The sequence below is a fragment of the Aureimonas sp. ME7 genome (genome assembly GCF_903970965.1).
Lineage (GTDB): Bacteria > Pseudomonadota > Alphaproteobacteria > Rhizobiales > Rhizobiaceae > Aureimonas.
The window spans coordinates 233,027-239,026 of the sequence record NZ_CAJCKW010000008.1; the positions used below are offsets into that span (position 1 = coordinate 233,027).

The window sequence follows — 6,000 nt, forward strand, 5'->3', positions numbered from 1 at the left end:
GCTTCCCTCGTGTGCAACACGGGCAAGAGGGCTCAAAACGCCGTCGCTGCAGGCACGTCGCCCCCCGCCTCGCTTGCCCCTACGACAACTCACATGGCTGATGCCACGCAATAACTCTCTCAACCCGAACCGCATCGGCGATCGACCTGGTTCGTCCACCGGTCTCGAAGCGGGCCGACGAGAGAGCAGTGGTATCGGACCCGTTCGTTGATCGAAAGCGGAGAGGAAGGGTGGAGGGGCGCACCGGAAAACGCTTGCGGTCGGCAATGGACCCCAACCCGTCCCCAAGTGGTCAGACCACGGACGGATCACCTGATGAGCGGCGACGTCTCCATCACGCGCGGCGACAGCGACATCCCGAGCGGCTACGAGCGGGTCGTCTCGTTTCTGCGCGAGCAGTTGTTGTCGGGCCAGCTCAAGACCGGGGACTGCCTTCTGCCCGAGCGCGAGCTTTCGGCCCGCCTCAATGTCAGCCGTCCCATGCTGCGCGAGGCGCTTCGCGCGCTGGCGATGATCGGGGCGGTCGAGATCCGGCACGGTGTCGGCACGATCGTGAAGCGACCGGACGTGTCGACGCTCGGCGAGTTCTTCTCCTTCGTGCTGGCGCAGCAGGCGGACGTGATCGACGACATCATGGAAGAGCGCATCGCGATCGAACACCATGCGCCTCGCCTGCCGCCGGGCGACGCAGCCCGATCTCGATCGGATCGCCGACGCCCTGAAGCTGATCGGCGAGACCATCCACGACGTGGAGGCGGGCGGCGCCGCCGACTTTCGTTTCCACGAGGCGATCGTGCGCGCCGCCCGCTCGCCGACGCTCGTCAGCATCTAGGGATCGCTCTCGGCCCTGATGATGCGCTCGCATCTCGACCGTCGCGAGCAGATCATTCGGATCGAGGGGATCGACGAGTTCCTGATCGACCACCATCGGCTGATCTTCTCCGCCATCCTCGATCACGATGCTCGAAGCCGCGCAACGCCTGGTGGAGAGCCGGGGCATGGCCCCTCGCTCCAACCCGTCAACCGGCCAGAACGCAAGAAACAATTCATGAAGATCGTGATCGGCAGCGACCATGCCGGCTTTGCGCTGAAGGGTCAGGTGATCGAGCATCTCAAGGCCGCCGGCCACGAGGTCGAGGATGTCGGGAGCTTCGGCCCGAACCTGGTCGATTTCCCCGATATCGCCCGTCTCGTCTGCGACAAGGTGCGCGGCCGGGACGCCGAGCGCGGCCTTCTCGTCTGTGGAACCGGTGTCGGCGCCGCGATCGCGGCCAACAAGATCCGCGGCATCCGCGCGGCCGTCTGCCACGACGTCCATTCGGCCCATCAGTCGGTCGAGCATGACGACGTCAACGTCATGTGCATCGGCGCCCAGATCGTCGGCCCGTGGCTGGCGGCCGATCTCGTGGACGCCTTCTTCTCCGCCGAGTTCGACCGCAACGAGGATTTCGTGCGCCGCGTCGAAAAGCTCGCGCAACTCGAGACGGCGGATTGATCGGCTGGATGTCACGCATTCGGGTGGGAGGAAGAGCATGACCGCTGCGAACACGGTGCGGGTCGGTTTCGTCGGCCTCGGCACGATGGGCCGCGAGATGGCCCGCAATCTGGTGGAGGCGGGCTTCCCCGTCGCCGCCTACGACATCGATCCGGCGGCGGTCGAGGCCCTGGCCCGCATCGGCACGCGCCCGGCGGCCGACGCGGCGGCGGCGGGCGCGGATGCCGACGTCGGCGTCACCATGCTGTCGGACACGCCGCATGTCGAGGCGGTGGCGTTGGGGGCGGGCGGTCTTGCCGGGTCGATGGCTGCCCCTTTGAACTGCGACCGAACACGGCCCGGCACGCCGCGCAGGGACCACGTCGGCGCAAACACACAAGCGCTTGTCGCCAGGCATCCGAAATCTGCGGCCGTCACGGGGGCGCTCCTCGGCGACGTCGCATGACCAGACGTGGTCGCGGTGTTCGGGCCGGAAACGGATGCAGGCGCCGTCGTTCGGCCAAAAGCGGCTCCGCTTGGGTTGCTTTGGCTGGCACCGTCCGCCCCTCGCGCCGCCCAATCCGCTCGACCTGGCGACGTTCACCTCGACTTGGCGACGTTCACCACCCAGCCTGCATCACGCGAAGGACCGTGATCCGGCGATAGCCATGGCGGCCGTACTGGCGCGCCAGCGCGACGATGTCGGCCATGGGCAGGTCTTCGTTATCTCGGCTCCGCGGCCCCTTGCCTTGCCTTGCGTTGCATAGAGCGATGCTGTCCGAGCGCCCTGGACATGCGGCGCTCGGATGCAGCCAGATGCCGCGGCACATGCTCGATGCCAACGCGCCAAGGCGCGGGGCTCAACAGGTTCCCGAGGCGTTCGGCAAAGCCTCACCCTTCCGGATCAGCGTCTCCAGCGTCCGGTCCGCCACCGCCCTGCGCAGTCGAGCGTTCTCGATCTCAAGGTCCTTCAGGCGCTTGACCCAGGGCAGCCTCCAGGCCGCCGACCTCCTTGCGCCAGCAATCCCGAGGTCACCTCCGTCATACTAATCGAGCGGATCGCGTCCGACGCCCTTTGCCCTTGCGACGCCAGGACCTCGACCCGGCGCATCTGGGCCACGACCTCTTCAGGCTTGCGGATCTGCTTTCGCCTGTCCCTTCTCGCGTTGGCTCAAAGCCATGCTGCAGCGCAGACCACGCCAGTGGTGGAGGATTACTCCGTCATCAAACACGTTGAAGTCAATGACGCGACCGTGCGCATCATTGGAGACACCGCCACGCTCGAACAGGCAATTGACGGGATGCGTGCAGCCGCGATGCGCCATGGAAGGCAATTGATGTTCGCAGATCTGTACGGAAGTGGCGCACCTAGACGGCTCTGACTCGAACGAATTGTTCGAGGTTCTGATCGCCTGGGATGCCCAGCTCACGCACCGCAAATCGTTGGATTTGCAGGTGCCGCCATGCTCTCCCTAGGCGATCTCTTCCTCACCGAAGCCCAGCCGCCCGCGCCGCATTCCGGTAATACCGCCCCGCCTTCGGTAGCCGGCGGCAGCGAGAAGCGCCCTGCGCCCTTTTCGATCCGGCTCACCAAGTCGGACCGCGCCCGCCTGGCTCTGGAGGCCGCGGGCGCTCCGCTGGGTGCCTATATCAAGGCAAAAATCCTTGGCGCTCCGCCGGTCCGCACCTACCGGACGACGTTGACGGTGCAGGATCAGGCCAGCCTCGCCCAGCTCGTCACCGTGCTGGGCCGGGCCAAGCTGTTTCAGAACCTCTCGGAGCTGGCGGACCTCGCCCGCTCCGGTTCGCTGCTCATCGACGAGACGACAACGAGGCAGATCGAGAGCGCACTCGCCGATGTGGCAGAGATGCGCCGCCTGCTCATGTCCGCCCTCGGGCTCAAAGCCACGGAGCGGGCGTCATGATCCTGAAGGGCTCCCAGCGCGGCGGCGGCAAGGACTTGGCCACTCACCTCATGAAGGTGACCGACAACGAGCATGTCCGCATCCACGAGCTGCGCGGTTTTTCCTGCGAGACGCTGCGCGGGGCGTTCCAGGAGATCGAGGCCACCAGCCGGGCGACGCGCTGCCGGCAGTATCTGTTCTCGCTGTCGCTCTCCCCGCCCTCGTCCGCATCGGTCGGAGTCGAGCAGTACGAGGCGGCAATCGCCCGGATCGAGGACCGGCTCGGCCTGGAAGGCCAGCCGCGCGCCATCGTCTTCCATGAGAAGGAAGGCCGCCGCCATGCGCATTGCGTCTGGAGCCGGATCGACACCGATGCCGGCAAGGCGGTGCCACTGCCGTTCTTCAAAACCAAGCTCATGGGGATCAGCCGTGATCTCTATCTGGAACATGGCTGGGCGATGCCGCGCGGCATCGCCGAGGCCGGCAAGCGCGACCCCACAAACTTCACCCTCGCCGAATGGCAGCAGGCCAAGCGCAACGGCCAGGACCCGCGCTGGCTCAAAAGCACGGTTCAGGATTGCTGGAACCGCTCGGACGGCAAGGACGCCTTTGCCAGGGCGCTCGAAGATCGCGGCCTGTTCCTGGCAAGGGGCGACCGGCGCAGCCATGTCGTCGTCGATTTTACCGGCGAGGTCCACGCACTCTCCCGCGCCGTCGCGCTGAAGACGAAGGACGTTCGCGCCCGCCTTGGCGATGGCGCGGACCTTCCGTCCGTCGAGGAGACGCTTGGTAAGCTCGCCAACCTGATGAGCCCGGCCATGCGCCGGCATGTCGAGGAAAGCCGGACGCGGTTCGACAAACAGGCCGCGAAGATCGAGCGGCAGCGGGCCGAGCTTGTCGAGCGCCAGCGCCAGGAGCGCCGGACGCTTGCGGAGGCGCATAAGCGCCGCGTTGCAGACGAGACCAGAGCGCTCGCCGCCGCCATGCCAAGAGGCTTCAAGGCGCTATGGGCCAGGATCAACGGCCAGTACAAGGCGCAGCGGCTCAACAATGAGGCGCAGACACAGCGGACGCGCTCCCACATAGCGCGGGAGCGGCAACGTCAGGCTGAGACGCAGCAGGACGAACGCCAGTCTCTTCAAGTCCAGATCAAGGCGCTGCGCGACCGGCAGGCGGAGCAGCTCCTCTCCTTACGCGGTGACATTGGCCGCTTCGCGAAGATGCGCCGCGCGCAGGAGATGCCGCCGCTCGCGCGCGAGCGCGGAACGCTGTCCCGCGATCAATCCCTCGGCCTCAAGCTCGAACGCTAACGCTCACCAGAGGAGCATCGCAAAGCCATGTCGAACCGTCCCACCTTTATGGGCGGCGTCCTTCTGATCGGCGTCGTCTCCTATCTCGCCTTTCTGTTCTCGCTCGCCCTGTTCGCCATCTCTGCCTTCCTGGCGAGTGTGCTGACGCTCCTGTGCGGCTTCGCCTGGAAGCGGCCCATCCGCCTGTTCCGGTTCTGGATCACGCCGCCGATGGCAAAGGAGTTCATCGCGCGCGGCATCGCTGGCGCGATCATGCTGCCAGTGTTCGCCTGGTTTGCCGGGCGGCTGCTAACCTTCGAGGTCGCTTCCGAAGCCTGGTTCTATCTCGTGGTTGGCGGTTACTCGCTGGGCTCGGTCGGGATTGCCTACTGGCAGCTGAAGCTCGGCGTCCTGCACGATGTCGAATCTGTCTTCGAGATCGTCACGGACAAGCCGCAGATCGATCTCGTGCGCGAGCCGCATCCGCAATCGCTGATCGAGCAGACCGAGCCCTTCCGTTTTGCAGACTGGAATGATGAGGAGGAGTTCAAATGATCGATTGGTTGATATGGGGTAGCGCCATCCTGCGGCAGCGGCGGGCGCGGCACGAGCAGGAACTAGCGTGGCGGGATGCGGCAGAGGCGCGTGTTGCCCGCCTCCGCGCCGAGCGGCAGGCAGCGGCGCAGCTCGCCGCTATGCTGGAGGCCAACCCGTCCGGCCAGCTTGGCAATGCCCAGCTGAATGACCGGGAGGCATTGTGGCGCTCGGGCCTCTTATGAGCGCCCTCGTCCCCGTAACCGCCCGCAATCCGGCGATCCGGTCTGAGCCGCCGGCAAACATCCGGCGTGGGATCGAGTTGGGGTTCTTCGAGGGGCGTTCGCTGATTTACGACGGCACCGAGCCGGTGGCGATCGATGCGCAAGCCGGCAAAGGCAAGCTGACGCGGTTCCTTGGCGTTAATCTCGTCTCCCCGCGCACCCAGCACTTTACGAAAATCATCACGGACCCCAAAGACGGCGAGCTGGCCTGGGTGTCGTGGAAGACGCTGCGCGAAGAAGGCTATCGCGTGCGCTTCATCAATGCGCCTGGCCTTCACGGCTATCCGTCCGAGAGCTTCAATCCAAACACGAAACTGCTGGAGGTCGCCGCCGATCCGGCACGGCATAAGCTGCTGTTCGAGACGGCGTACGATTGCGCGAGCTTCCACATGGTCTGCCCCCTGAAAAGTGGTCCTCCCTGAAGTAGGCTTTCGAGCTGATGGAGGACACGAGAATGGGACAGAAGAAGCACAAGCCGGAAGAGATCGTCGCCAAACTTCGGCAGGTGGACGTGT

The 6,000-nt window shown here is 65.6% G+C and carries 9 protein-coding genes and 1 pseudogene; 9 read left to right on the forward strand and 1 reads right to left on the reverse strand.

Going from position 1 to position 6,000, the window contains the following annotated elements; genetic code table 11:
• Positions 1 to 315 precede the first annotated feature (315 nt).
• The 4 genes and pseudogenes from H7A85_RS20865 to H7A85_RS15110 form a co-directional block, all read left to right on the forward strand.
• Positions 316 to 495: pseudogene (locus H7A85_RS20865) on the forward strand (GntR family transcriptional regulator); the annotation flags it as partial.
• Positions 496 to 661: 166 nt separating this feature from the next.
• Positions 662 to 832 (forward strand): FCD domain-containing protein, encoded by a 171-nt coding sequence (locus H7A85_RS20870; RefSeq protein ID WP_244631215.1) that lies wholly within the window; start codon positions 662 to 664, stop codon positions 830 to 832.
• Between the two features lie 216 nt (positions 833 to 1,048).
• Positions 1,049 to 1,495, forward strand: coding sequence for a ribose 5-phosphate isomerase B (rpiB, locus tag H7A85_RS15105; protein ID WP_182086800.1), 447 nt, complete (start codon positions 1,049 to 1,051; stop codon positions 1,493 to 1,495).
• A 37-nt stretch (positions 1,496 to 1,532) separates the two neighbouring features.
• Positions 1,533 to 1,940 carry an NAD(P)-binding domain-containing protein gene (locus H7A85_RS15110; protein ID WP_182086774.1) on the forward strand — a complete coding sequence of 136 codons (408 nt, stop codon included), beginning with the start codon at positions 1,533 to 1,535 and terminating at the stop codon, positions 1,938 to 1,940.
• 661 nt (positions 1,941 to 2,601) lie between these two features.
• Here H7A85_RS15110 and H7A85_RS15115 read toward each other — a convergent pair.
• Positions 2,602 to 2,799, reverse strand: a complete 198-nt coding sequence (locus tag H7A85_RS15115) for a hypothetical protein (protein ID WP_182086775.1) — start codon at positions 2,797 to 2,799, stop codon at positions 2,602 to 2,604.
• A gap of 138 nt (positions 2,800 to 2,937) precedes the next feature.
• Here H7A85_RS15115 and H7A85_RS15120 point away from each other — a divergent pair, with 138 nt between their 5' ends.
• The 5 genes from H7A85_RS15120 to H7A85_RS15140 are packed head-to-tail and all read left to right on the forward strand — an operon-like array spanning position 2,938 to position 5,907.
• On the forward strand, positions 2,938 to 3,399 hold the full coding sequence (locus tag H7A85_RS15120) for a hypothetical protein (RefSeq protein WP_182086776.1): 462 nt from the start codon (positions 2,938 to 2,940) through the stop codon (positions 3,397 to 3,399).
• Positions 3,396 to 4,688 (forward strand): relaxase, encoded by a 1,293-nt coding sequence (locus H7A85_RS15125; protein WP_182086777.1) that lies wholly within the window; start codon positions 3,396 to 3,398, stop codon positions 4,686 to 4,688. Before H7A85_RS15120 ends, H7A85_RS15125 begins: the two co-directional genes overlap by 4 nt.
• 27 nt (positions 4,689 to 4,715) lie before the next feature.
• Entirely contained in the window at positions 4,716 to 5,222 is a 507-nt protein-coding gene (locus tag H7A85_RS15130) for a hypothetical protein (RefSeq protein WP_182086778.1), read from the forward strand.
• Positions 5,219 to 5,446, forward strand: a complete 228-nt coding sequence (locus H7A85_RS15135) for a hypothetical protein (protein ID WP_182086779.1) — start codon at positions 5,219 to 5,221, stop codon at positions 5,444 to 5,446. Before H7A85_RS15130 ends, H7A85_RS15135 begins: the two co-directional genes overlap by 4 nt.
• Positions 5,443 to 5,907, forward strand: a complete 465-nt coding sequence (locus H7A85_RS15140; RefSeq protein WP_244631216.1) for a hypothetical protein — start codon at positions 5,443 to 5,445, stop codon at positions 5,905 to 5,907. The genes H7A85_RS15135 and H7A85_RS15140 overlap by 4 nt, the downstream gene beginning before the upstream one ends.
• Positions 5,908 to 6,000: the final 93 nt, after the last annotated feature.

Bases quoted from the DNA above. Each gene is read 5' to 3' on its own strand.
- H7A85_RS20870 (WP_244631215.1), top strand. From the start codon at position 662: ATGCGCCTCGCCTGCCGCCGGGCGACGCAGCCCGATCTCGATCGGATC.
- rpiB (WP_182086800.1), top strand. From the start codon at position 1,049: ATGAAGATCGTGATCGGCAGCGACCATGCCGGCTTTGCGCTGAAGGGT.
- H7A85_RS15110 (WP_182086774.1), top strand. From the start codon at position 1,533: ATGACCGCTGCGAACACGGTGCGGGTCGGTTTCGTCGGCCTCGGCACG.
- H7A85_RS15115 (WP_182086775.1), bottom strand. From the start codon at position 2,799: ATGGCGCATCGCGGCTGCACGCATCCCGTCAATTGCCTGTTCGAGCGT.
- H7A85_RS15120 (WP_182086776.1), top strand. From the start codon at position 2,938: ATGCTCTCCCTAGGCGATCTCTTCCTCACCGAAGCCCAGCCGCCCGCG.
- H7A85_RS15125 (WP_182086777.1), top strand. From the start codon at position 3,396: ATGATCCTGAAGGGCTCCCAGCGCGGCGGCGGCAAGGACTTGGCCACT.
- H7A85_RS15130 (WP_182086778.1), top strand. From the start codon at position 4,716: ATGTCGAACCGTCCCACCTTTATGGGCGGCGTCCTTCTGATCGGCGTC.
- H7A85_RS15135 (WP_182086779.1), top strand. From the start codon at position 5,219: ATGATCGATTGGTTGATATGGGGTAGCGCCATCCTGCGGCAGCGGCGG.
- H7A85_RS15140 (WP_244631216.1), top strand. From the start codon at position 5,443: ATGAGCGCCCTCGTCCCCGTAACCGCCCGCAATCCGGCGATCCGGTCT.